The following is a 23068-nucleotide window of genomic DNA, read 5'->3' on the forward strand; positions in this document are numbered from 1 at the left end:
CAAGCAAATAATGTATATGAAGGGAGAAAAAAATGAGGCTTCAAAGAGAGTTCCGTTTCCTGCATTGTGCAGATCTTCATCTAGATAGTCCTTTTAGAGGAGTTTCTCGCTATTCAGCATTTGTTGCTGAAAGGTTGCGGGAAGCAGCCTTTCAGGCTTTTGAAAAAGTGGTAGATCTGGCACTTCAAGAAGAAGTAGATTGTGTGCTTATAGCAGGGGACCTTTACAATGACGCAGATCGAAGCCTTAGGGCCCAGCTGGAATTGCAGCGCCAGCTTGTTCGTCTCAGTGAAGCCGGGGTCTACGTATATGTAACTCACGGAAACCACGATCCACTCTTAGGTGAAAGTGCTGATCTAAAACTACCAGACAAGGTCTTCTGTTTTGAAAGTTCGGTAGGTATCTTTCCCCTTTTGGCCAGGGGAGGAGAAAGGGTTGGTTCTATATGGGGCTACAGTTATCCGGTGAGGGATGTAGCTGATAATATAGCAGTTCAAATGATCCCTTCTCAAGAAGATCGAGAACATGGACTTTGTCTTGCGATGCTCCATTGTAATGTAGGCGGAATAGAGGGGCATGAAAACTATGCTCCCTGCTCTCTTGACGATTTAAAAAAATCAGGGATGGATTATTGGGCTCTCGGCCATATCCACCGTCCCATGATTTTAGAAAAAGGAGCCCCTTGGGTTGTCTATTCTGGTACTATTCAAGGACGCAGCATAAAGGAAACTGGACCTCATGGATGCAGTGTAGTACGTGTTTCAGAACAAGGACATATCTCATCTCTTTTTTGTCCCACAGATATTGTTCGGTGGAAGAACACTTCTCTAGATATATCTTCTTTCAGAACAGACCAAGACATATTGAACGCTTTCGATATGCTGAAATCTGAGCTAAGAGAAGCAGCGGAAGAGAGAGGCCTTATAGTGCGAGTTGCTATTAAGGGGCGAAGCCCTCTCCACCGCTCTTTAACCAGAGATGGATATCTTGATGATCTTACCGCGGAACTGAACTGCGAAGAAGAGCGTTCTGATTTTGTATGGATTGAAGGATGTATTGATGAAAGCAATCCTGACTATAATCTGGATAATCTCAAAAAAACCCAAACTTTTGTAGGGGACTTTTTAAGAGAAGTGGAATACGTAACTTCTCATATATCCAACAAAGAAGAGCTTTTTGAAACTATTGACGGAGCTTTGGGGTCTTCTCGCTGGCGTCGTCGAGACCTTGAGTTCCTTTTAGAAACTTTTACTATAAAAGATGTAGCCGATATTGTAAAAGAAGTGGAAATAATAGGCGCAGATGGCCTTATGGGGGAGGAAGACGATCCGTGCGGTTCGTAGAGTTCTACATTCGTCAATTTGGTCTTTTGAGGGAGGTAGGAGGTTCTTTCTCTCCAGGATTGTCTCTCATCGTCGGGGAGAACGAAAGTGGCAAAACCACGCTGATGAATTTTTTCCGTTACTGCCTTTTCAACTTCCCTCATGGCCGCTCCAATCGTAATTTTTATCTCCCTCCGGACGGGAGAGCACAACAAGGCCAGCTCATAGTGGAGACTACAAATGGAGTCTCTCTTGCCTTTGAAATGAATGGGCGGAAAATCAATGTTTCTGGACAAGGCGAAGAGATAAATGTAGATGCTCTTCTCGGTTATCTTGACAGAGAAACATATGAGAGGGTTTTTGCAGTTGGTCTTGAAGATATGCAACAGATCAAAACTCTTAACGACCAAACAATTCAAAGTCGTTTCTTTGCGGCTGGGGCAGGGTTGGGCACAGCTTCTCTTCCATGCTTGGTAGAAACGCTCTCTTCCAAACAGAAAAAACTCTACCACCCAGAAGCTCGAAGCAGAAATTCAGCGATAATCAATGGCCTTTTGCAAAAGTTGCGTCAAATAGATGAAGAAATCAAGGTGTTGCAACAACAAAAGTTTGAGTTCATTAAAATGCAAACAATGTTGAGAGACCAAGAGAAGCGCATAGAATCTGTGCGAAAAGAATTGGAAGAAAAACGCTCCACACTCTCTCTTTACGAATGGATTGAAAAAGCAAGGGCTCCATGGATAGAGATGGGGGAGTCTCAGAAAAAACTTCATGCCCTTGGTGAATTTTCGTCTTTTCCAAAAGACGGACTAACGCGTCTTGCCGCTATAACAGAAGAAATCAAGAATAAAGAGCAAGAGTGCAGAGAGCTTCAAAATGAGGAAGAGCACTTTCTTGAAGTTCTTCAATCTCTGGAAAGAAAGCCTTTTAGAGGAGTTCTAGAGAAAAAAGGAGAGATCAGATCCGCAGTTCAAAACCGGGGAAGAATAGAGAGAGAAGAGGAGGCATTACGTACTCTAGAAGGAGAAATTGCCAGCATGAGACATGAGCTGGAAAAAGAACTCAGTAACCTCTATCAGGGGTGGTCCTTGGAACATCTTTATAATATAGATCTTTCTTTTAATGTATGTAAATATGCTCACGATTTGCAAAACCGTCAAGAGGAAATTCGATCTCAAATAGCAGCTCGACAAGAAGCTCTCATTCAGGCTCGGCTTGAAATGGAGAAAGCGGCGGATACAGAAAGAGAGCTCTATAAAAAGACAGAAGAGGCTTGTTTGAGTACCCCCCCCTTTTCAGAGGAAACTCTTCGAGAGGAACGCGGACATTTACGGCAAACCTTTTTATGCTGTAATCAAGCCCGTCTTGCTTTGCAAGAGCTTCAGACATCATCGCGCTCTTCCCAGCCAGTTTCAAAACAATGGGTGTTAAGCGCTGTTGTTACGGGGGTTATGCTTTTTTTAGGAGTAGCTTTTTTATGGAAAGGGTTTGGGGAGAAAGTTCCTTTCGAAATGATTATAGGTGGAGCTCTTTGTTTTTTAGGAACGGCAGCGTTCTTGGGGAATTGCTATGATAGAAATGTGAAGGAAAAAGAAAAGAGATCGTATCGCTTGAAACTTCAGGAAGAGTGGGAGGAAAGCAAGGAGATTTTAAACGGTATTCTCCAAAACCTCCATATAAAAGAACCTTTGGAATCATACGCTCAACTTGAGAATATAGAAGCCCTTATAGACAGCTATCTAGACTGTTTAAAGCAAAAAGATCAATGTGTTGCTGATTGGGAGGCGGCCCAAAAGGCGAGGGAACGGAGGCAGCTTCTTTATGACGAGGGAGAGAAGGCGCTTAAAGGTTTTTTAGTGCTTCAAGAAGGAATAAAAGAGGCTTGGCAAGAGCTTGTAGAAAGCTCAAAACTCCCTCCTTCTCTGGAACTCTGTCACTTTGTCGAATTTGAAGGGCGTGTGAAACAGCTTCGGCAACATGGCGATCGCATAAAAGAGGCAGAAAAAAAGCTTTCTTTTGCTGCTTCATACCTTGAAAGTCGCCTTATAGAAATAAAAGAACTTTGCCTGGGAATTGCTCCAGAGAAAAACGAAATTTCAACTTACAGAGAGATAGTCCCAACAATAGATTTTCTTTCATCCAAATTGGATGAAAGCATGAATCTTCAGGAGAAATTCAGCAGATTGCACGAAAACAAGGAGCAATGTTCCAGACGTCGCAAAAGTGCGGAAGAGGAGCTACAACAGTATATTTCAAGAAAGGAAACTCTCTTAAGGGAAGCTGATGCGTGTAATGAAGAGGTTTTTTATCAAAAAGGTATTCGATGGCAGGAATCTCAGAAATTAAAATATGCCATAGAAAATTATTGCCTCTCTTTACTTACTATAGCTGGTGGGGAGGGGAATCTGCCCCTTCTCATAAAAGAACTTGAAGAGAGGACGCCGGCAGAATCTCATACCCTTTATATGGAGTCGAAGGAAAAAGAGCGTACTCTTTCTTTGTTACTTGAGGAGTTGAATGAAGAGCTTGGTACCATAAAAAGTCGTATGCAGAAGCTCGAGAAGGATAAAGAATTAAGTGCCATTCTTTTCCAAAAAGAATGTTTTATAGAACAGAGTAAGCAAAATCTCAAAAAATGGATGTCTACAGTTCTTTGTCGATACATCGTGGAGCAGACGAGACGGAAACACGAGAAAGAGCGGCAACCGGAAGTTATACGAAAAGCCAGCGATTCTCTTCAGCTTATGACTCATGGACGATACTCTCTCATCTCTTCTTTGTCAGGACAAGGTGGCTTTTCCATAGAATTGGAGGAAGAAAAAAAATGGCGGAAAACGGAAGAAATATGGAGCAATGGTCTGGCCGATCAAGTATATCTTGCCCTTCGTTTAGCCCTTTCGGATCTTTATGGTAAGCGTTCAGAGCCTCTTCCCCTTATTCTGGATGATGTGCTTGTCCGTTTTGACGAAAAGAGGCAGTTGGGGGCTGCAAAAGCTCTTTTAGATGCAGCGTGTAAAACGCAGATTCTTCTGTTTTCCTGTCGCAAGGAGTTGATTAGAATTTTTCACGAGCTTGATGGACAAAAGAACAATTTTGTGAAAGTGTTCAGTTTAGCAGAAGGGAGATTGCAATGTTTGATATAATTTAAAAATAATATGAAAAACATTCAGATTGTTCTCTACGACCCTGATCTAGTTGATCTCCCGCAATCTTGCAATATTATTGTCTCTGTTCAAGGTTTTAAGTTGGCAGGGCATGCCAGGTCTTTGTGCGAGCTAGAAAAACTACTCAGGTGCCATTCCGTTCAGCTTGTAATTGCAGAGCCCTTTGGAGAAGAAGAGCGTTTTGAAGAGATCCTTGATTTTCTTTATTCAGTGCGGCCTGAGTTTGACATTCTTGTTGTCTCTAAGCAAAACGATGGGAAATTCATCGCTCGTGCTTTCCGGTCGGGAGTCTTCGATTATATTGTGAAGCCTTTTAAGTGTGAACGCTATCGGGAAAGTTTAATTCGATTTCGATGTTATTATTCTCTTTTAGAAAGTGCCCCTCCTCAATGGCCTCAGTCTATTGCAGACAGAATAAAACGGGTCCGGGTCTCTTCTCAATTTTCCAATCAAGGGTTGCCGAAAGGATTGCATCAGAAAACTCTCGATCTAGTTCGAAGTGTCCTTAGAGAATCGCTCTCTTTTGCTTCAGCCTCTGAGATCGCCGAGAAAGCAGGGTTAGCAAGATCTACCGTTTGGCGATACCTTGAATATTTATGCCGCATGGGAGAGGCGGTGAGCGTGAATCAATATCGGTCGCAAGGCCGACCCACTCGTTGTTATCTTTCTATCCATTGAAAGCATAAAAACAAAAAGGACAAAACTCGGACATAAAAGTCAAAAATTGCATTTCATTCCTCTATCTGGTTCAATCGTAACTCGTTGTCTTTTTAATCATAGGAATTCTTAAGGAGGAACAAAGGTGCATTTTAACAGGTTAGGCACTCGTATAGCGGTGCTTGTTTTGTGCTCTCTCATTGTGGCCGTAGGTGTAGTGGCCTTCATCTCCACGAAAATTAGTGGTCAGGGATTGACTCGTATGTCTATTAACTACGAACTCTCTGTAGCCGGAGAGAATGCGGAGAATATTAATGGAATTTTCACAAGATATTCTCAAGTAGTCACAGACATTCGAAATGATGTGTCGGCTCGCTTCGACACACTTCGACAAGACGAAATTACGTCAAATTGGTCTGATTTCAAGACAAAAATTCTTCCCATACTTGATTATCTAGGGCAGGATTTCTCGTCAGTTCGGCAGGTTTTTATTACCTTGAACCCAGAAATTTTTGGGAAAGGCGCTCTTTATGACCTGACGCTTTCCCGGCAAGATGGTCGCTCGTCTTTTCAAATGATCCAAGATGACTTCAATTCTGCAGAACAGTTACTTGATCGTAATAACGTTGAGTCAGCTTGGTTTTGGAAGGTCTTAGATCGGCGAGATACCGTTTGGAGTGACCCGCAAAAGACAAACGGAATGTACCTCATGACTCTTTCGGAGCCTGTCTTTAAAGATGGGAAAATTGTAGCGGTTGTAGGTATGGATTTCGATGCAAACTTTATACCGGAGAAGCTCAGAGCTCAAAAAATTTACGATAGCGGATATGTCTGGCTCCTCAACGAAGCAGGGCACTTTCTCTACCATCCGGTAGACGAGTTTATTGGCGAAAGGCTTGATCAAATAGAAGAGGGTCATTACTCCCAATATTGGGAACAAATACAGAGAGAGCCAGTGGGGCGGTTTATTTCCGATTTACGGGGAGACGTTATTTCTGTCTCCTATAAGACCCTTCCAAATGGCATGATTTTAGGCACTCAGGCATGGAAATCAGAGGCTTTTTCCTCTGTAGAAGAGATAAAAAGAACAGTGGCTATTACCACAGTTCTCATCTTAGCTGCTGCGCTGCTGATAACATTTTTGTCTGTACGAAAGATGACGGAGCCCCTGAAAAACGTAGCTATGAAAGCTCGCTATATATCAGAGAATAACGATTTGACTGTCCGCCTCCAATCAAGGTCACAAGTGGCAGAGATTAAAGCACTTGTAGAGTCTATTAATGGGATGATAGACAGTATTTCACAAGTGGCGGGATCTATTCTCCATAGCTCTCAAGCTGTCCTCGAGAAAGCTGAAGATATGAGCGCAGCTTCAGAGGAGTCGGCCGCGGCTATTGAGCAAGTTACAGAGTTGTCCCGCCAGGCTGGCCTTAAAACCCAGGATTCCGCGGCAGCGCTGCAACAGGCAAATGCCGGTATTCAGGAGGTAGCGGCAGCTGCGCAATCTGGGGCTAAAGCTGCTGCTGAAGCTGGCGAAAACGCCGCAGATATTACAGAGGCGGCTCATCGTGGTGGAGAAGCGGTAGGAAAAATGAGCAACCTTATTGGTGAAACTTCCGATGCTGGTGGGAAGGTAGGAAAAGCCATTCGCCTTCTGGCAGACTCTGTGGAGAAAATTTCAGGTTTCGTCAACGCTATTACATCTATTGCTGATCAGACAAATCTCTTGGCATTAAATGCTGCTATAGAGGCAGCGAGAGCAGGAGATGCAGGTCGGGGTTTTGCTGTTGTTGCAGAAGAAGTGCGGAAATTAGCGGAAGAATCGGCAAAGGCCGCTGATGAGGTCAATAGTGTTATTGAGGAAATTAGCGGGAGAAGCCAGGCAGCTTTGGTAGATCAGAATAATGCGGAAGAACATATGGTACAACTTGTAGCAGTGGCTAAAGATACCCGTTCAATAATAGAAAAAGTTGTGGAAAGTGTTGCGGTTGTTTCTGACCACGTTCAGAGCATTGCTGCTACCATGGAAGAGCAATCAGCGAGTGCTCAAGAGATGACGGCAGGTATGGATAGTGTTGCTCGTTCTGGCCAGGAGATGGCTGATCAAATGAATCAGATATCCCAATCTATGGATGACCAGGCGAAGGTTACTGAATCGATAGCCCGTTCTTCAGAAGAATTGGTACAGCTTAGCCAAGCCATGGAGAAGGTCGTAGCTACCTTTAAACTTCAGGAAGATGAAGAGCAGAAAAGGGCTTTGATACAAGCCTGACTTTAAGAGAATTTTTCTCTGCTTAAACTATAAAAGGGCCTCTCAGGGGAAACCCTCGAGAGGCCCTTTTTGTGGATCAGATAAGACTGATTATTGTTTTTTATCCGTATACACGAAATAATTTATAAAAACAGCCTTTTTACTATGGTATTATAAGGTTAAATTATCTATGGAGGTGGTTTTTGTGAGTGAACCTTTAAAAACGACGCTAGAAAAAGGAAGGACAATGGACAAGAAAGGAACATTAAGTGTGTTACTCGGAGCTGCCTTCCTGATGGCCACTTCTGCCATAGGACCTGGCTTTTTAACTCAGTCAGCTGTTTTTACAGAAAAGCTGGGCGCCTCTTTTGCTTTCGCCATTCTGCTTTCCCTTATCCTTTGCTTTATTGTTCAAATTAATATTTGGCGAATATTAGCTGTATCCGGTATGCGAGCTCAGGATGTAGCCAACAAGGTCCTTCCTGGCTTAGGATACTTTTTGGCTTTTGCTGTGGCTTTAGGTGGCCTTGTTTTCAACATTGGCAATATGGGCGGGGCTGCGCTGGGACTTAATGTATTGGCTCAAGTTCCTTTACCTGTAGGAGCTATTGTAAGTGCTGTCATAGCCATCCTTATTTTCTCGCGAAAAGAGCTTGGCAAGGCTATGGACTCTTTCACTAAGATACTTGGTTTTATGATGATAGCTTTAGTTTTATATATGGTTTTTAATACGCACCCCCCTGTAGGATCAGCTCTTAAAGAGACCATACTCCCCTCTAAAATTGATTGGATGATTGTTCTCACTCTTATAGGTGGGACAGTAGGTGGATATATTACCTTTGCCGGAGCTCACCGTATTATCGATGCAGGTATTGTAGGGAGAGACAATCTTGATTCCATTACTCGGGGAGCCTCTCAAGCCATAGGTATTACGGGGATTATGCGAATCCTTCTTTTTCTTGCGGTGCTAGGTGTTATAACTATGGGACATACTCTTGACCCAGCGAACCCTCCTGCATCAGCTTTTCGGCTTGGTGCTGGAGAACTTGGCTACAAGATTTTCGGAATCGTTATTTGGGCTGCAGGAATAACATCGGTTATTGGGGCATCCTACACCTCTATTTCTTTTCTCCGTACTCTTTTCAAAACGGTAGAAACCCGACTTCGTTGGTGGATGATCGGGTTTATCATTATTTCTACAACAATTTTTATAACCGTTGGTCAACCGGTGAAGCTCCTTATTTTTGCGGGATCCATCAATGGTCTTATATTGCCCCTTTCCCTTGTATCTGTACTTTTGGCAGCTTATAAAAAAGATGTTGTAGGAGATTATCATCACCCTGTATGGTTAACTGTTGCGGGGTACATAGTGGCAGCCTTCACTTTATGGATGGGCATTACGTCTTTTACTAAAATATTCACTATTTTCTCTTAAAAATATATCTGTTGCCAGATGTTTTGGAGGTGAATCTCGTTTTGACAGAACAAGAATGGCCCAAGCTTCTTTGCGCAGGAGACAGTTGTATCGTTGTTGAGTTTGGTAATTCTATTTCTCTTGATGTAAATGCCAGGGTTCAGGCTTTAAGGCATGTCTTGGAAGCTAAAAATATTTCAGGTATTCAGGAGCTTGTTCCGACCTATCGGTCTCTTGCCGTGTATTTTGATCCTGTTAAGGCGGAACCATCTCGATTCCGTTCTCTTTTAGAACGTTTGGCTTCTACGACTGACGTAGGGCTCAGTTCTGAAAAGGGGAAAGTTATTGTTATTCCTGTCTGTTACGGTGGCGAATTTGGCCCGGACCTTCAAAACGTTGTGAAACATACTGGTCTGGCGGAGGAAGAGGTCATTAAACGTCACAGCGCTCCTGACTACTATTGCTATATGCTGGGGTTTACGCCGGGGTTTTCATATCTTGGAGGCATGGATGAGACAATAGCCACTCCTCGCCTCTCTGAACCGCGGGAACGCATCCCTGCTGGTAGTGTAGGTATTGCAGGTAAGCAGACGGGGATATACCCTATCGACAGTCCAGGCGGATGGCAGCTTATAGGACGAACTCCGCTCCCCATGTTCGATGCGAACCGTGAGTCACCTACATTAGTAGATGCAGGCTTCTGGATTCGTTTCCACCCGATTTCTCCTGAGGAGTACCGCAGCATAGAAGAAAAGATTTTTCATGGAAACTATACCTTAGAATTTCACGAAAAAGGGGAGATGCCGGCATGAAGCTGAAGGTTATGCAGCCTGGCATGCTTACCACAGTTCAAGATGAGGGCCGGTGGGGGTTTCAGGGCAAGGGGATGCCTGTTGCCGGAGCCATGGATCTTTTTGCTCTCAGAAGTGGAAATATTATGGTAGGTAATGATGAAGGGGCAGCTGGGCTTGAAGTGACAGTTCTTGGCCCAACTTTATCTGTAGTAGATGGGTGTGGAACCGCAGTGGTTACCGGGGCAGATCTCGATTTTTCCGTAAATGGGGAGTGTTTCCCGTGTAATGTTGTGGTAGAAGTGAAAGAAGGGGACCACCTCTCTTTTTCCGGTGTTAAGGGAAATGGGTGCAGGGCTTATCTCATTTTCTCAGGAGGAATTGATGTCCCTGTAATTATGGGGAGCCGCTCTACCTATCTTCGAGCCCATCTTGGCGGCCTGGAAGGCCGAGCCTTGAAAAAAGGCGACACTTTTTCTACCGGAGAACCTCATGTTCTTTGGGAGCGCTTTATTGGTTTTTCCTGTCCGGCCTCGTTTTTGCCTGGCCGACAGCTGGATCAACCTCTTAGAGTGGTTATGGGGCCTCAGGATGACGCCTTTACTGATCGTGGGATTGAGACTTTTCTCTCTCAGACCTACACTATTTCTGACTCTGCTGATCGTATGGGCTATCGACTAGAGGGACCTGTTATTGAACACAGCGGGGCAGCGGATATTATTTCTGATGCAATTCCTCTTGGGACCATTCAAATACCTGGCCATGGACAGCCTATAGCTATGCTTGCTGATCGCCAAACTACAGGGGGGTATACTAAAATTGCTGTTCTTTGTACTCCTGATATCGGCGCATTAGCTCAGCGATTGCCTGGCCAAAAAGTTCGGTTTCAGAAAATATCTTTTGAGGATGCCGTTGCCGCAACTCGCAAAGAACGCTCTCTTTTAGATGGAATCCATCAGCTTGTCGCGACTTGGATTACGCCTATCGCTTCTTCAACTCAAACAACTTCAACGATTCTTGAAGATACTCCTCGCTCTGGAATGTGGCGTCTCTCTATCGATGGAACCGGCCATACTGTTCATTGGGAACGTCTCGATTAAAGGGGGCTCAATGGAATGTTCAAAGTAGATTTAAATAGTGACCTTGGAGAAAGTTTCGGAACATATGTATTAGGGCATGATGGCGATGTAATGGCAAGTATTACTTCAGCGAATGTGGCTTGTGGCTTTCATGCAGGAGACCCTGAAGTCATGGTTAAAACTGTTAAAAGTGCAATGGAAAAAGGAGTGGCTATAGGGGCTCATCCAGGCTATCCTGATCTTTTAGGGTTTGGGCGGAGAAATATGAGCTGCTCCCCTGATGAGGTCTATAGTTACTGCCTTTATCAGATCGGAGCGCTCTCAGCTGTCTGCCGAGCCCACAGGGTGTCTTTACAGCATGTGAAACCTCATGGTGCTATGTATAATCAAGCGGCAAAAGATCAAAGGTTGGCCGAAGCTATTGTTTCAGCAGTAAAAGATGGTGGAGATCATCTCATTCTTTTAGGGCTGGCCGGCTCCTGTTTTGAGAAAGCAGCGCTAGAGGCTGGGGTTTTATTTGCAGCGGAAGCCTTTGCTGACCGGGCCTACCAAGAAGATGGTTCTCTTGTACCAAGAAAACAGCCTGGAGCTGTAATTCATGATGTACATCTGGCGGCAGATCGAGTTATTAAGATGGTCAGAGAAGGCACGATTGAGACCATAAATGGCGCAGAAATACATTTGAGGCCCCATTCCATCTGTCTCCATGGCGATACACCTGGCGCAGTATCAATGGCACGGGCTATTCGTGAAGCCCTTTCACAAGCGGGGGTAACAGTTTCCTGTCTTAAGGAGGTGTTGGAATAATGAAAGGTGCTGATTTTGCCCTCATGTCCCCTGGAGAGGCTCGAAGGCTTATTCGGTCGGGGGAGTATGCTTCCCCGACTCCGGGCATGGCTAGAGGCTACGTGCAGGCAAACTTAGTAGTTTTGCCCAAGGATTGGGCATATGATTTCCTCGTTTTTGCTCAACGTAACCCTAAACCTTGTCCGCTCCTCGATGTAACGGAACCGGGAGATCCTGAGCCCAAGCTTATAGCTCCTGGCGCAGATTTGCGAACGGATTTGCCTAAATATAAAGTATGGGAACATGGTAGGTGCATTGATGAGCCTACTGATGTAATGAAATACTGGCGGGATGATCTTGTCGGGTTCCTGCTTGGCTGCTCTTTTACCTTTGAAAGCGCTCTTCTTGATGCTGATGTCCCAATTCGTCATATTGAAATGGGACGAAATGTTCCCATGTATGTAACGAATATCCAATGCATTCCTTCTGGGGCTCTTTCTGGTCCTATGGTTGTGAGTATGCGACCTATCCCTTATTCTTTAGTGCCTAAAGCCGTTCTTACGACAGGACGATTTCCAGCGGTGCACGGTTCTCCTGTCCACATCGGCGACCCTAAAGTCATTGGAATCAGCGACATTGGGAAACCTGATTTTGGAGATTCCGTACCTATTCATGAGGAAGAAGTTCCCGTATTCTGGGCATGTGGCGTGACTCCCCAAGCTGCATTAATGGCGAGCAAACCGCCCTTTGCCATTACTCACGCACCAGGACATATGTTTATTGCATCTGTAAAAGATTCCAATTACGCTATCTTCTAAAAATCATGGGGAAGAATTCTTCGAAGGACCTTTGCTTTTTTCTGGACCAGATGAACGAGTTCTTCCCCACTCTTTCCTAAATGCCTCGTGGAAGAGCTTCTTGTCCCATAAAGAACAGAATATCCCGTATGGTTCTTTTTGAGGGCGTACCCATAATATCCCATAGAGAGAAGGGCCAGTTGGCTATCATAGTCTTCTATAGGAACTTCTATGTGCTCGTGAATGCATACCTTTGGAAGAGCTTGAAGGTCTTTGTGGAGGATGAAGCGAAGATATCCTCCATATTTTTCTTTGAGATCCACTACAAGAAATCCAGATCGCAGCATATTTCTTAAACTGTAATTATTGAGAGGGGAAATAGTAGTATGAAGATGGTAGCGATAAGGGTAGAGGAGGTTTTCCGCTTTTAAGAACGTGAAGTGTTGAATGTAATTCCCTCGAAAAGCTTTCTCTGTTATGCAAAAGTCCATAACAGCAATACGATTCCGTTCCTTATCGGGAAGGCGGAGATCTGCCAGGGCTTCTTCCACATATTTAGAATCAAAAGAAACTGCTCGCATGGCGATAAGAACTTCTTCTGCAAAAATTCCAATAACAAAACCTTGTCCTAATATACTTTCTTCAATAGTGTGTTCAGCACAAAAAATGTTCTCGTCACCAATTTCTTTTGCGATCTTTTTATGGAGGCTCAAAGCGAGGGAAATATCTTCTTTTCTCAAGAGCCTCATTTTACATAAAACATTACATCGAAAACCATGACTTTTCTTTACCAAGAAAAAGGTCTCTTTAAAAGTTCGTCTCATGCAGTCACCTCTTCCTATTTTTGGTAATATAAAAAACAAAGGGCAGAAAAGATATACTTCATTGAAATATGAAGTTATTATACACAAAAAATAAAAGTTTGCATGAGATATGGGGATCCCTATGGCTGAACGTAAAAAAACAAAGAATAAGCGATTTGACCAATATTGACATATAACCCTCAAACAGTATAATTTTATTGGTCACTAAAGGTCAGTGCGATTGGAGGGGTGAGAAATGAGAAAAGCAGTTGGTATTGATCTTGGAACTACAAACTCCGTTATAGCTATCATAGAGGGTGGTATGCCTTCTATTATTGCCAATGCTGAAGGTGGTCGAACGACACCATCTGTTGTGGCTTTTACCAAAGACGGAGAGCGTTTAGTTGGTACTATGGCAAAGCGCCAGGCAACCTTAAATCCTGATGGAACTCTTTACTCTGTAAAACGTTTTATTGGGCGTACGTACGACGAAGTAACGTCGGAAATGAAGATTGTCCCCTATAAAGTGAAAGAAGGGCCCAATCGAGCTGTGCGTTTTGAGGTATGGGGAAAAGAATATGCGCCAGAAGAGATTAGCGCCCAGGTATTAAGGAAACTCGTAAATGATGCGAGCTCTTATTTGGGAGAGAGCATTACTGATGTGGTTATTACAATTCCTGCATATTTTAATGATGCCCAACGCCAGGCTACAAGAGATGCAGCCCTTATTGCTGGGTTAAACGTGCTGCGTATTATTAATGAACCTACAGCCGCTGCTCTTGCTTATGGTTTAGATAAAAACAAGGAGCAGAAGATTCTTGTCTTCGATCTTGGCGGTGGAACCTTCGATGTGTCAATTCTGGATATAGGAGAAGGGGTGGTGGAGGTATTGGCCACTTCAGGTGACACTCATTTAGGTGGGGACGATTTCGATAAAGTATTAGTAGATTATATTGCCGATGAGTTTAAAAAAGAAAATGGTATTGATTTACGGAAGGACAGGCAAGCTTTGCAGCGATTATATGAGGCGGCAGAAAAAGCTAAGTGTGAACTGTCTGGTCGTACCTCAACAGAGGTGAATCTTCCTTTTATTACTGCTGATGATACGGGCCCTAAACATCTTACTATGACTATTACCAGAGCCAAATTCGATCAGTTGACGGAGCATCTTGTAAAACGCTGTCTCAAGCCCATGGAAGATGCATTGTCATCGGCTAAATTACAACAGGCTGATATAGATGAAGTAGTGATGGTAGGGGGAGCTACTCGAATACCTGCAGTACAGGACCTTGTGCGGAATTTTACTGGAGGTAGAAATCCCAATATGTCAGTGAACCCTGATGAAGTTGTGGCCATGGGAGCTGCTATCCAGGCGGGTATTTTAAAGGGAGAAATGAAAGATGTTCTTTTGTTGGACATAATTCCTCTCTCTCTTGGCGTGGAGACTATGGGGGGAGTTATGACGAAGCTTATAGAGAAAAATACTACGATCCCATATAAGAAAACAGAAATTTTTACCACCGCTGAAGATAATCAACCTGCTGTGGATGTTGTTGTTTTGCAAGGCGAGCGAGAGATGGCAGCAGATAATAGAATTCTGGGGAACTTTAAGCTTGAAGGTATCCGTAAAGCTCCTCGTGGTATTCCTCAAATTGAAGTAACTTTCGACGTAGACGCAAATGGAATATTAAAAGTCTCAGCTCGAGATAAGGATACTAGTAAAGAACAGCAGATCACTATTGCTGGGTCCACGAACCTCGATAAAAAAGAGGTAGAGCGAATGGTTCAAGAAGCTCAGGAACATTCAGCGGAAGATCGAAAGAAGCGGGAAAAGGCCGATGCTCGTAACGAACTAGAATCTCTTTCTTATCAGTTGGAGAAGACTTTGAAAGAGAAGGAAAGTATGCTTGAAGAGACACAGAAAGTCAGGGTTCGTAACGCTCTTGAGGAAGCAAAGGCCCTTGCTAAAAATAGCGATGCCACTCTTGAAAATTTGCGAGTATCCATATCAGAACTTCAACAGACGTTTCAAACTGTTATGGCTGCTAAGACTCCTGGTACGAGCGGAGGAGAAGAAAAAGGTTCATCGAAAGAAGATGTGGTAGACGCCGAGTTTATTGATCCAGATGAAAAAAACGAAAGCTGACATATTGAGGATATTGAAAGTAGAAAGGGCCGGAACTCTTAGTTTCGGCCCTTTTCATCTCTTACTACTATTAACGGTATAATACATAGGTGTTATAGAGTTAGAGGGCTATAAAAGCACAAAAGAGGTGAGAGTTTTGGCGTTAAGCTTTGTTCCTTTATCCCTGAATTGTCGTGATGACTATATCGATCTCTTTTCCAAATCGTGTCAGAGAGCATCAGATTACAGTTTTATCAACATTTGGGCCTGGGCTGATGAAAGGGATTTTGAGTGGGCCTTTGATGAGGATCTTTGTTGGCTCCGGACAATGTCTCCCTCTCCCGCTCTTTGGGCACCTATTGGGCTTTGGAAAAATAAAGATTGGCGGAAAGTGTTAGAGAGCTATTTCCCGGCGGGGGCAGTTTTTTACAGGGTTCCAGAAATGTTGGCTCTTCAATGGCAAAAGGAGTTAGGAGATAGTGTAAAAATAGAAGAGGAACGAAGCGAGTGGGAATATATCTATCGTGTTTCGGAACTCATCTCTCTTTCTGGGAACCGCTTCCATAAGAAGAAAAATCTCTTGCAGCAATTTTTGCGAAGTTACGCATATACCTATGAACCTATTACTTCAAAAAATATCCCCTATATCTTAGAAATGCAGGAAAAATGGTGTAAGTGGAGAAATTGTGATGACTCCCCGGGCTTAAAGGCTGAAAGCGAAGCTGTTCATCGCATTCTGGAGCAGTGGCAGGTTATGCCCAACATTATGGGAGGAGTTCTTAAAGTAGATGGGCAAATGGTAGCTTATACTGTGGCTGAAAGTAGTGGAGAAGACACAGTAATTATTCATTTTGAAAAAGGACTAACAGATTATAAGGGGGTTTACCAAGCTATCAATCAAATGTTTTTGGAAAGGTCTGCTCATTCTTTTACGTGGGTGAATAGAGAGCAAGATATGGGAATTGAGGGGATCCGAAAGGCTAAGATATCGTATAATCCAGTATATTTTCTTAAAAAATTTATTGTTACATGGGATAGATAGTTTTTTACACAATATACCTTAGGAGGGACTATATATGCTCGATAAGGCAATAGATGGGCTTAAAGATGAACTCATAGCCGCAGTACAGGAATCGGTGCGTATTCCCAGTGTTGCAGGGGTTCCTGAAGAGGGTGCCCCCTTTGGGAGAAATGTGAAACTGGCACTTGATCATGCATTGAATGTAGCGTCTCAGCTCGGTTTTCGTGTTAAAAACGTGGATAATATGGCCGGGTACGGGGAATGGGGCGATGGGAAGGAGATCGTCGCCATATTGGGGCATCTTGATGTAGTTCCTGAGGGGACAGGATGGAAGTATCCTCCTTTTGGAGGAGAGATTCAAAATGGCATTATTTGGGGACGAGGGGTTCTTGACGATAAGGGGCCTACTATTGGTGCTCTTTTCGCATTAAAGGCTATTAAAGATCTCAATATCTCACTGAAACGACGGATTCGTATAATTTTTGGAACGAATGAAGAGTCGGGAAGCCAGTGTATGGCTCGTTATATACAAACAGAGGAACTGCCGGCAGCCGGATTTACTCCTGACGCAGAGTATCCTATTATTTACGCGGAAAAAGGGGTTCTAACCTTAACGTGTCATTTTCCCTTCTCTGGTGACGGTCCTGTAAAAATTGTTTCCTTTAAGGGAGGGGTTGCTCCTAATGTAGTAGCGGCTACGGCTCAAGTCGTTATTCGCGCTTCTGCAGAAGAGAGGAGACGAATTGCTTCAATAGTGGATGCATGGAATGGGCCGGAGCGGAGTGGCTTTAAAATAGTAGAGGATGGAGTAAAGGGAACAATTACTATTGAGGTGCAAGGAGTTCCCGCCCATGGAAGCACGCCTCACCTTGGTGTCAATGCCATTCTCTGTCTTGTGGATATTCTTTCATCCATGGACCTCATGAAGAGTCAAAAACAGTTTATTCACGCCCTTTCATCCCTTATAGGAATGGAAACTGATGGAACATCGCTGGGAATAGCCATGAATGATGATATATCTGGAGCTCTTACCCTGTGCTTAGGCACAATAGACGGGAATGAGTCTGATGTCCATTTTACTTTAAATATCCGTTACCCAGTGACAAAAAAAGATTCTCTCGTTCTTGACCCATTGAGAGAAGCTTTGGAAAAAGAGGGAATAGCCGTTACAGATGTTCGACATGCAGCTCCCTTGTATATGGACCCAGAGTCTCCCCTGATTCGCACTCTCCAGAAGGTTTACAAAGAACAGACAGGTTTAAATCCTGATCTTTTAGCTATTGGTGGAGGGACGTATGCCAAATCCGTGCCTAATGTGGTGGCCTTTGGCCCTATTTTCCCAGGGCAAAAGTATACTATCCATGAGGAGAATGAGTGTTGGTCCATAGAAGACCTCATGAAAAACGTAAAAATCATGGCCCATGCTATGGTGGAACTAGCACGGTGATGTAAAGAAAGTTTGAACGGGGAACCGAGTTATGACGACGGTAGGGAGAGGCGACTTGACTCTCTGGCACTATGCTAGGTCCTATATGAGCGGATCACTTTGTTGGCGGTGCTGAAGGAGGTAGCCCTGATGAAGCGAGAGAGGATTGTCATTATTGGGGGCGATGCAGCTGGAATGTCAGCTGCAGGACAAGTGAGGAAACGCCGTCCTCACGCAGAAATTCTTGTCTACGAACGATCCCCTCATACATCTTATTCAGCTTGCGGTATACCTTACTACGTGGCGGGTCTTGTTGATAATGAGCAAAAACTTATTGTTCGTACTCCTAAAGAGTTTATGCAGAAGCAGAATATTCAGGCTCGGATTTCACATGAGGTTCTCTCTGTGGATTTTCATAACCGCGCCATCTCGGTTCTTAACCATCAAACGGGAGAGATATTTACAGATACATACGATCAGCTTCTTTTTGCCACTGGAACTCAGCCCATCCTCCCGCCCATCCCTGATTTAGAGGGAAAGGGCGTTTTTGCCCTCAGCGTTCTTGAAGACGGTCTCAATCTTCAGCGTTACATAGAAGAGAAAGGACCTCGAAATGTGGTGGTAGTGGGTGGCGGGTATATAGGCCTTGAAATGGCGGAAGCTTTTTGTATCAGACAAATGAATGTCTGCCTTGTAGACCGCTCGTACCAGGTTATGAATACTTTCGATATGGATATGGCGGATCTCATAGCTGAAGCTATTCGTTATGTAGGAACCACTCTCTATCTTGGCGAAACCATGAAAGGAGTGGAGCGAGAAAAGGGAAATATCAAAGCTGTAATTACCGATCAGCGAACTATCCCTGCTGATTTAGTGGTCCTTGGCCTGGGAGTTCGACCGAATTCAAAATTGGCGAAGGAAGCAGGGTTACCTCTTGGGTACAAAGATTCTATTCGAGTAGACGAGTTTCTGCAGACGGAAGAGGAGGGTGTATGGGCAGCTGGTGACTGCTCACAAACGTGGCATAGAGTAGCGAACCGCCCTTTTTGGGTTCCCCTCGGATCTGTAGCTAATAAAACTGGTCGAGTGGCTGGCATGAATATGGGGGGAGAACGTGAACGTTTCCCTGGGGTAGTGGGGACAGCCGTGAGCAAGCATTGCGATCTAGAAGTGGCTCGAACAGGCCTTTCAGAAAAAGAACTGGAAGACCTGGGGATGCGCTATGAAACAGTAACAATTAGAAGTCATGTTCGAGCTGGATATTATCCAGAGCCAGGAACTATTAATGTGAAGATGATCGCGGAAGTTCCCGGAGGGCGGATTCTAGGAGCGCAAATTGTTGGTACCCATGGTTCAGCAAAGCGAATCGATGTAGTAGCTGCGGCTCTTTCTGTCGGTATGACTGCCCGTGAACTTGTAAACCTTGATCTGGGATATGCTCCCCCTTTTTCTCTTCCCTGGGATCCTATTCAGATAGCAGCTCGTCAGTTCCTTTAGTAAAGAAGTGCACCCCGAAAGGTGGACATAGAATCCAGCATTTGGAGGTGCACTTCAAAAAACTATTTAGATGGGTTGACTCTATTCAGTTGCTGTTCGAACGTCCAACGAGTCAATTCTTGGCGGAGAGAAAGAATTTTTTCATGAAGAGCTGTTGCTTTGTTCCGATCGACTTGAGGCTCAGATAGTTCGAGCTGGAGTTGAAGATGGGACCTTCTCATTTCATTCCACTTGTTTTGTATTTCTTGGGGGATATTGGCAGCGTTCGGGCGATTTCCGTTAGGAGATATCCATCGAGTGCCTTCTCTCATGTTGCCTTCCATAAAGTGATGCCCGTACATAGTCCCCCTACAGGAGTACCCATCAAATCCGTGTCGGTCCCCCCAGCCTCCATGAGCCCAAGCAATTCCTGTTGCCATAACAGCTATCAACCCGGCAAGAACAACTATTTTCTTCATCTCTAAATGCCTCCTCCTTGCTTTTTAATAGGAGTATAAAACCCCCAGGGAGTTTAGAGATCGTAGAAAACTACATGGTTTTGTTACGCATATTTACTTATTTTAAGACAGCGTCATTTTTTACGGCCACGCCAGAGTTCCCCCTTCTGGAATGAAGAGCTTCCACAACCTCCATGCCAATAAGCCCTCCACCTTATCACCACAGTTTTTTACAGATCCGCCATCAATAGATGCTCGCATTGCCAAGGTATCGGACATTGTCCATAACGTAAACACTCTCTCCAAATTCGCCCCCTGCCTCTGCCGCCTCCATTGGGGGGGGGCTATATGTAACATGGGTATATTGATGTTGGAGAGAGCCTATGTCTCCTCTATTTGGTGAAAGCTGGCAACATCTATCTTTTTTTTCTCTATAATATGACGAATGCTCTCTTCTTTATCGCAGGGATAGCTACATGCTAATCCACAGCTTGCCGAAAGTTGCCGCGGAACGGGAATTATTTTTACATCCAGTCCTTCTTTCCTACAGATCTTCTCGAACATAAGTGCCATACTTGTGACATGGAAAGTAGCCAAGCATTTCATGATTTTTCTCAGACACCTCCCCAAAATAGAATGATACATAGAGAGTATATCTTCTTTAGAGAAAAATTTATTGTACAATTTCTCGCGTTGTTATGGATTAAAAATGATATTATTGTTGTCTAATGATACATTTGATCAGAATTCCTTGACGATAGGTAAAAATCATGGTATGAAAGGGTAAATTTTCAGAAAGAGGCGGAGTCTTTTATGAATTTGTCTTTATTTATCAGTTTTGTTTTTTCCTTTTTCTTTTTTGCTTTTTGGTATCGACGCGGGGGGGCTTTCTGAGCCGACCGGCGCAGGTCTTCTTTTGGCGCTTAGGCCAGGACCCCCAGAAAAGGGGTCCTGGCCTTTTTTTATTTTTATAGCCCGAGAAAGGAGGAGAGGGATAGGGCTTTGAAATCAATATTTTTTTAGCATTTATTTAGAGGAGGTACAATTATGGATGCGGTGAGTGCTCTTTTAGTCATAGCACTGGTATATGCGGTGGGAGACGTTGTCGCCCAAAAAACAAAAGCTATATGTTCCATGCTCTTTGTATCAGGCATTGTCTTCATGGTTGGGTTTTGGTTGGGGATTCCCACCACTCTTTTTGAGGATGCAGTCATTGTAAAGTTCTCTTTAGCTCTCATTCCCATGCTCATGGTTCATATGGGAACGTTAATGAAATTGAGAGATTTAAAAGATGAGTGGAAAACTGTTCTTATCGCGTTGGCTGCCATTGTAGCAGCAGCTATTGCCTTGTTCTTTTTAGCAGCTCCTATTATTGGTAAACAATATGCTCTTACGGCAGCGGGGCCCATCTCCGGAGGGGTTGTAGCTACTCTTATTATGAGTGAGGCGGCAAAAGCCAAGGGATTGGAGTCTGTACTGGTTTTTGTGACCCTTTTGTTGGTTCTTCAGAATTTTGTTGGTCTTCCTATAGCTTCTATTTGTCTTTCCAGAGAAGGACGACGTTTGCGAGATATTTTCCGAAAAGGAGAGCAAGGACAGGCAAATCTGCATGCTCAAGTGAAAAGTGATCCAGAACAGCCCACATGGAGATTGTTCCCCGCAACGCCAAAAGATCTTCGTACGCCTTTTATCCTTCTTATGAAAGCCATGTTAGTAGGGTGGCTCGCAGTTTGGTTTGCAAAGGTTCTTGGTGGAGTAATCAATCAGTTTGTTATGGCTCTTATTTTCGGCATTATTTTTTATGAGATAGGGTTTCTTGAACATAAGATTCTTGATAAGGCAAATTCCACGGGGTTGGCTCTTTTTGCTCTTTTGGTTCCTATCTTTATGAGCCTCAACAAAGCAACCCCTCAAATGGTGGCTTCTCTTATAATACCTATTGTAGTAGCCTTTGCTATATCGGTTGTAGGAATAGTAGCAGTGGCCTTTCTTTCTGCCAAGATCTTTGGTTATTCTTGGGAGATGAGCCTTGCTATAGGTGTTTGTTGCCTTTTTGGTTTCCCGGGTACTTTTATCGTCTCTCAAGAAGTAGCGAATGCGGTAGGGGAGACATCAGAGGAAAGAGATTTTATTTTGACGGGGATCCTTCCTAAAATGCTAGTCTCTGGGTTTACAACCGTTACGATCGCTTCTGTATTTTTAGCTGGATTTTTAGTCAAATTCATATAAGAAGGTGCTTGTTTTATGATTTATGCTCAAATTGCTGTGTGTGCCGAGGAAATAGAACAAAAAGTAATAGAACTGCGACGGGATTTCCATGCTTATCCGGAACTTCCCTGGAAAGAAGTAGAAACATCTAAAAAAATAGAAGAAAATCTTCGATCTCTTGGATATGAAAATATTCGTCGAGGTTTTGGCGGAACAGAGAGCGGGGTAGTGGCGGATATAACGGGAAAAGCGGATGGGCCTACCCTCGCTCTTCGTGCAGATATTGATGCCCTTCCCCTCCAGGAGGATGTGGATGTACCATGGAGATCTACTTGTGATGGAGTAATGCATGCCTGTGGTCATGATGCTCATGCTGCCATTCTTTTGGGTGTCGCCCATATATTGGCCTCCTTGAAAGAGCAAATCCCTGGTCGAGTCCGGCTCATATTTCAGCCTGCAGAAGAATCAGGAGTCCGATCTGGTGCCAAGCAGCTTATTGAAGAAGGGGCCCTTGATGGCGTAGATGCTATTGGAGGTCTTCATGTCTGGAGTCCCTTACAGATGGGGAAGGTTGGTTTTCGAAAAGGGGCTATGATGGCTTCTGCGGATATTTGGGATATTTATGTGAAGGGGCGAGGTGGTCATGGTTCCAGACCTCACGAAGCAGTAGATCCCACCATTGCTGCCGCTACGATGATATCCACTGTCCAGACGATCGTGAGCAGGGAGATTGACCCTCTTGAGACAGTGGTAGTAAGTGTCGGGAAGCTGGAGTCGGGAACAGCTCCTAATATTATTCCCGAAACGGCTCATATCCAGGGGAATATACGCACAACCAGTCCTGTTATTCGAGATAGTATGGAAGGGCGGCTTCGGCGAATTGCGGGCGGCATAGCTTCAGCCCTTCGTTGTGAGGCGAAGGTCGCCTTTACTCCCGTATACCCTGTGACGGTGAATAATGATGCTATGGCAGACATGCTTCTTGACGTCGTGAAAAAGGTAAAGGGAGAAGAGAGTTATGAAGAAGTTGCCATTGTTATGGGATCTGAAGATTTTAGCTTTTATCAGCAGAAGGTGCCTGGGGTCTTTTGCTTTCTAGGTATGGGAGATCCAGCAAAAGGGAGTGACGCACAACATCACTCACCCCAGTTTCAAGTTAACGAGGATGTGTTGAAGGATGGTGTGATTCTCCTTTCTTCTTTTGCCTTTCACTTCTTCCAGGCATCATCGTGCTAAGTAAGGCAAAAAATTCTTGATTATGGTACATTTAACCATAGCGGCATAATCAAG

Annotated in this window: 19 protein-coding genes; 15 read left to right on the forward strand and 4 right to left on the reverse strand. The window is 44.1% G+C overall.

Annotated features, from left to right (window positions below):
• Positions 1–32: 32 nt before the first annotated feature.
• The 9 genes from B4J50_RS05870 (at position 33) to B4J50_RS05910 (ending at position 12282) form a co-directional block, all read left to right on the forward strand.
• A complete protein-coding gene (locus B4J50_RS05870; protein WP_286847010.1) occupies positions 33–1343 on the forward strand; it encodes a metallophosphoesterase family protein in 1311 nt (436 codons plus the stop codon).
• Positions 1331–4465 carry an AAA family ATPase gene (locus tag B4J50_RS05875; RefSeq protein ID WP_286847012.1) on the forward strand — a complete coding sequence of 1045 codons (3135 nt, stop codon included), beginning with the start codon at positions 1331–1333 and terminating at the stop codon, positions 4463–4465. Before B4J50_RS05870 ends, B4J50_RS05875 begins: the two co-directional genes overlap by 13 nt.
• A 12-nt stretch (positions 4466–4477) precedes the next feature.
• Complete coding sequence (locus B4J50_RS05880; RefSeq protein WP_286847014.1) at positions 4478–5164, forward strand: HTH domain-containing protein; 687 nt, start codon at positions 4478–4480, stop codon at positions 5162–5164.
• Positions 5165–5288: 124 nt separating this feature from the next.
• A complete protein-coding gene (locus B4J50_RS05885; protein WP_286847015.1) occupies positions 5289–7415 on the forward strand; it encodes a methyl-accepting chemotaxis protein in 2127 nt (708 codons plus the stop codon).
• Between the two features lie 226 nt (positions 7416–7641).
• Positions 7642–8829 (forward strand): NRAMP family divalent metal transporter, encoded by a 1188-nt coding sequence (locus B4J50_RS05890; protein WP_286847130.1) that lies wholly within the window; start codon positions 7642–7644, stop codon positions 8827–8829.
• 41 nt (positions 8830–8870) lie between these two features.
• On the forward strand, positions 8871–9620 hold the full coding sequence (gene pxpB, locus B4J50_RS05895) for a 5-oxoprolinase subunit PxpB (protein ID WP_286847017.1): 750 nt from the start codon (positions 8871–8873) through the stop codon (positions 9618–9620).
• Positions 9617–10699, forward strand: coding sequence for a biotin-dependent carboxyltransferase family protein (locus B4J50_RS05900; RefSeq protein WP_286847019.1), 1083 nt, complete (start codon positions 9617–9619; stop codon positions 10697–10699). Before pxpB ends, B4J50_RS05900 begins: the two co-directional genes overlap by 4 nt.
• Positions 10700–10714: 15 nt before the next feature.
• On the forward strand, positions 10715–11485 hold the full coding sequence (locus B4J50_RS05905) for a LamB/YcsF family protein (RefSeq protein ID WP_286847020.1): 771 nt from the start codon (positions 10715–10717) through the stop codon (positions 11483–11485).
• Complete coding sequence (locus B4J50_RS05910; RefSeq protein WP_286847022.1) at positions 11485–12282, forward strand: putative hydro-lyase; 798 nt, start codon at positions 11485–11487, stop codon at positions 12280–12282. Before B4J50_RS05905 ends, B4J50_RS05910 begins: the two co-directional genes overlap by 1 nt.
• Here B4J50_RS05910 and B4J50_RS05915 read toward each other — a convergent pair.
• The gene (locus B4J50_RS05915) at positions 12279–13085 is read right to left on the reverse strand and encodes a hypothetical protein (protein ID WP_286847024.1); all 807 of its coding nucleotides are present in this window, start codon (positions 13083–13085) and stop codon (positions 12279–12281) included. The two genes, B4J50_RS05910 and B4J50_RS05915, sit on opposite strands and share 4 nt — an antisense overlap.
• Positions 13086–13320: 235 nt before the next feature.
• Between B4J50_RS05915 and dnaK the strand changes: the two genes are divergently transcribed.
• The 4 genes from dnaK (at position 13321) to B4J50_RS05935 (ending at position 19133) form a co-directional block, all read left to right on the forward strand.
• Positions 13321–15210 carry a molecular chaperone DnaK gene (gene dnaK, locus B4J50_RS05920; RefSeq protein WP_286953984.1) on the forward strand — a complete coding sequence of 630 codons (1890 nt, stop codon included), beginning with the start codon at positions 13321–13323 and terminating at the stop codon, positions 15208–15210.
• Positions 15211–15346: 136 nt separating this feature from the next.
• Positions 15347–16231, forward strand: a complete 885-nt coding sequence (locus tag B4J50_RS05925) for a DUF2156 domain-containing protein (RefSeq protein ID WP_024821394.1) — start codon at positions 15347–15349, stop codon at positions 16229–16231.
• A 34-nt stretch (positions 16232–16265) separates the two neighbouring features.
• On the forward strand, positions 16266–17657 hold the full coding sequence (gene pepV, locus B4J50_RS05930) for a dipeptidase PepV (RefSeq protein ID WP_286847026.1): 1392 nt from the start codon (positions 16266–16268) through the stop codon (positions 17655–17657).
• 129 nt (positions 17658–17786) lie between these two features.
• Positions 17787–19133 carry an FAD-dependent oxidoreductase gene (locus B4J50_RS05935; protein ID WP_286847028.1) on the forward strand — a complete coding sequence of 449 codons (1347 nt, stop codon included), beginning with the start codon at positions 17787–17789 and terminating at the stop codon, positions 19131–19133.
• Between the two features lie 62 nt (positions 19134–19195).
• Here the strand turns inward: B4J50_RS05935 and B4J50_RS05940 are convergent, their stop codons facing one another.
• The 3 genes from B4J50_RS05940 to B4J50_RS05950 all read right to left on the reverse strand — a co-directional run bounded on the left by B4J50_RS05940 (position 19196) and on the right by B4J50_RS05950 (position 20176).
• Positions 19196–19591, reverse strand: a complete 396-nt coding sequence (locus tag B4J50_RS05940) for a hypothetical protein (protein WP_024821397.1) — start codon at positions 19589–19591, stop codon at positions 19196–19198.
• Between the two features lie 120 nt (positions 19592–19711).
• Positions 19712–19876 (reverse strand): hypothetical protein, encoded by a 165-nt coding sequence (locus tag B4J50_RS05945; RefSeq protein WP_156923309.1) that lies wholly within the window; start codon positions 19874–19876, stop codon positions 19712–19714.
• Between the two features lie 75 nt (positions 19877–19951).
• A complete protein-coding gene (locus tag B4J50_RS05950; protein ID WP_024821398.1) occupies positions 19952–20176 on the reverse strand; it encodes a DUF3343 domain-containing protein in 225 nt (74 codons plus the stop codon).
• A gap of 441 nt (positions 20177–20617) precedes the next feature.
• Between B4J50_RS05950 and B4J50_RS05955 the strand changes: the two genes are divergently transcribed.
• The gene (locus B4J50_RS05955) at positions 20618–21799 is read left to right on the forward strand and encodes a membrane protein (protein ID WP_024821399.1); all 1182 of its coding nucleotides are present in this window, start codon (positions 20618–20620) and stop codon (positions 21797–21799) included.
• 15 nt (positions 21800–21814) lie between these two features.
• Positions 21815–23014 carry a M20 metallopeptidase family protein gene (locus tag B4J50_RS05960; RefSeq protein WP_286953985.1) on the forward strand — a complete coding sequence of 400 codons (1200 nt, stop codon included), beginning with the start codon at positions 21815–21817 and terminating at the stop codon, positions 23012–23014.
• The last annotated feature ends 54 nt before the right edge of the window (positions 23015–23068 follow it).

The sequence above is a fragment of the Aminobacterium sp. UBA4908 genome (genome assembly GCF_002398115.1).
Classification (GTDB): domain Bacteria; phylum Synergistota; class Synergistia; order Synergistales; family Aminobacteriaceae; genus Aminobacterium; species Aminobacterium mobile.

Coding starts and splice junctions, on each gene's coding strand:
- B4J50_RS05950 (WP_024821398.1), bottom strand. CDS start 20,176: ATGAAATGCTTGGCTACTTTCCATGTCACAAGTATGGCACTTATGTTC.
- B4J50_RS05935 (WP_286847028.1), top strand. CDS start 17,787: ATGAAGCGAGAGAGGATTGTCATTATTGGGGGCGATGCAGCTGGAATG.
- B4J50_RS05900 (WP_286847019.1), top strand. CDS start 9,617: ATGAAGCTGAAGGTTATGCAGCCTGGCATGCTTACCACAGTTCAAGAT.
- B4J50_RS05910 (WP_286847022.1), top strand. CDS start 11,485: ATGAAAGGTGCTGATTTTGCCCTCATGTCCCCTGGAGAGGCTCGAAGG.
- B4J50_RS05880 (WP_286847014.1), top strand. CDS start 4,478: ATGAAAAACATTCAGATTGTTCTCTACGACCCTGATCTAGTTGATCTC.
- pepV (WP_286847026.1), top strand. CDS start 16,266: ATGCTCGATAAGGCAATAGATGGGCTTAAAGATGAACTCATAGCCGCA.
- dnaK (WP_286953984.1), top strand. CDS start 13,321: ATGAGAAAAGCAGTTGGTATTGATCTTGGAACTACAAACTCCGTTATA.
- B4J50_RS05915 (WP_286847024.1), bottom strand. CDS start 13,085: ATGAGACGAACTTTTAAAGAGACCTTTTTCTTGGTAAAGAAAAGTCAT.
- B4J50_RS05955 (WP_024821399.1), top strand. CDS start 20,618: ATGGATGCGGTGAGTGCTCTTTTAGTCATAGCACTGGTATATGCGGTG.
- B4J50_RS05940 (WP_024821397.1), bottom strand. CDS start 19,591: ATGAAGAAAATAGTTGTTCTTGCCGGGTTGATAGCTGTTATGGCAACA.
- B4J50_RS05870 (WP_286847010.1), top strand. CDS start 33: ATGAGGCTTCAAAGAGAGTTCCGTTTCCTGCATTGTGCAGATCTTCAT.
- B4J50_RS05905 (WP_286847020.1), top strand. CDS start 10,715: ATGTTCAAAGTAGATTTAAATAGTGACCTTGGAGAAAGTTTCGGAACA.
- B4J50_RS05890 (WP_286847130.1), top strand. CDS start 7,642: ATGGACAAGAAAGGAACATTAAGTGTGTTACTCGGAGCTGCCTTCCTG.
- B4J50_RS05960 (WP_286953985.1), top strand. CDS start 21,815: ATGATTTATGCTCAAATTGCTGTGTGTGCCGAGGAAATAGAACAAAAA.